Annotated in this window: 1 protein-coding gene; it reads right to left on the bottom strand. The window is 66.1% G+C overall.

Going from position 1 to position 1,547, the window contains the following annotated elements; all coding sequences use genetic code 11:
* Window positions 1-1,529, bottom strand: a 1,529-nt coding sequence (gene acs, locus DSD19_RS16000; RefSeq protein ID WP_113670323.1) for an acetate--CoA ligase, incomplete at its 3' end; no start/stop codon positions are given.
* Window positions 1,530-1,547: the final 18 nt, after the last annotated feature.

Below are 1,547 nucleotides of genomic sequence, written 5' to 3'. Positions count from 1 at the left end.
ACGTTGATCACGTCATCGACCCGGCCCGTCACCCAGTAATAGCCGTCCGCATCGCGGCGGCAGCCGTCGCCCGAGAAGTAATAGCCCTTGTAATGGCTGAAATACGTCTCCTGAAAGCGGTCGTGATCGCCCCAGACCGTGCGCATCTGCCCCGGCCAGCTGTCCTTGATGCACAGCACGCCCTCGGCTTCGGTGCTGTCGATCTCCTTGCCCGACTCGGCCTCCAGCACCACCGGCTGCACCCCGAAGAAGGGCTTGGTGGCGGACCCGGGCTTGGTCGCCGTCGCGCCCGGCAGCGGCGTCAGCAGATGCCCGCCGGTCTCGGTCTGCCACCAGGTGTCGACGATCGGGCAGCGGCCCTTGCCGACATGCGCGTTGTACCATTCCCAGGCCTCGGGATTGATCGGCTCGCCGACCGAGCCCAGCACCTTGAGCGAGGACAGGTCGTATTTCTCGACCCAGTCGGTGCCCTGGCCCATCAGCGCCCGGATCACCGTCGGCGCGGTGTAGAACTGGTTGACCTTGAGGTCCTGGCAGATCTGCCACATCCGCCCCGCATCGGGGTAGGTCGGCACGCCCTCGAACATCACCGTCGTCGCGCCATTCGCCAGCGGACCGTAGACGATGTAGCTGTGGCCGGTCACCCAGCCCACATCGGCGGTGCACCAGAAGACGTCGCCCTCGTGATAGTCGAAGGTATATTCATGGGTCATCGCCGCATAGGCGAGATACCCGCCCGAGCTGTGCACCACGCCCTTGGGCTTGCCGGTCGAGCCCGAGGTATAGAGGATGAACAGCGGGTGTTCCGAGGCCAGCTCGCGCGGCGGGCAGTCGGGGCTCGCGTGCTCCATCAGCTGCAGCACGTCGACATCGCGGCCCTGGATCCAGGAGGTCTGGTCGCCCGTGTGCTTGACGACCATGCAGCGCACCCGGTCCGAGCAGTGCAGGAGCGCCGCATCGGTATTCGATTTCAGCGCGGTCTTGCGCCCGCCGCGCGGCGCGCTGTCGGCGGTGATGACGACCTTGGCGCCGCAATCGTTGATCCGGTTGGCCAGCCCGTCGGCCGAGAAGCCCGCGAAGACGACAGAATGGATCGCCCCGATCCGGGCGCAGGCCAGCATCGCATAGGCGGCCTCGGGGATCATCGGCATGTAGATCACCACGCGGTCGCCGCGCATCACGCCCTGGCTCAGCAGGACGTTGGCCATCCGGTTCACTTTCTCGTGCAGCTCGCGATAGGTGATGTGGCGGACCGGGTCGCCGGGGTCGTCGGGCACGAAGACGATCGCGGTCTGGTCGCCCCGGGTCTTCAGGTGCCGGTCGATGCAGTTCGCCGCCACGTTCAACGTGCCGTCCCGGAACCAGTGGATCTCGACCTCGCCCATCCTGAAGCTGGTGTTCTTGACCTCGGTATAGGGCTTGATCCAGTCGAGCCGCTTGCCGTGCTCGCCCCAGAACCCTTCCGGGTCCTCGACCGACTGACGGTACATCGACTCATACGCCGCAGCATCGATATGCGCCCCGGACACAAAATCCGGTTGCGGCGG

This window comes from Rhodovulum sp. BSW8, assembly GCF_003314725.1.
Lineage (GTDB): Bacteria > Pseudomonadota > Alphaproteobacteria > Rhodobacterales > Rhodobacteraceae > Rhodovulum > Rhodovulum visakhapatnamense.
This window is presented reverse-complemented; position numbering and strand designations above follow the sequence as displayed.